1 protein-coding gene is annotated in these 223 nt (G+C 69.5%); it reads right to left on the bottom strand.

Features of this window, described 5'->3' with window-relative positions:
* Positions 1–223 (bottom strand): YfhO family protein (locus tag E4K09_RS22385; protein WP_134499912.1); only part of this gene is annotated, 223 nt, incomplete at both ends.

Genomic DNA, 223 nt, shown 5'->3' on the forward strand with positions numbered 1-223 from the left:
AATTCGACGCGATGCGTGCCTGCCGGCACCTCCACGCCACGGAACAGCAGATTGGCGCGAAGCACCGGCCGGCGCGCGCCGTCGACCCGGGCCTCCCAGCCCGGATAATAGATGTCGTGCAGCACGAGGACGCCGTGCTCCGCGGTCTCGACCTCCAGGGTGACGGAGTTGCGCCGGTAGCTGACGATCCTCACCTTGCTGGCGGGCTTCCCGGCGGGACGGA

This window comes from Microvirga pakistanensis (genome assembly GCF_004458765.1).
GTDB classification, from domain to species: Bacteria; Pseudomonadota; Alphaproteobacteria; order Rhizobiales; family Beijerinckiaceae; genus Microvirga; species Microvirga pakistanensis.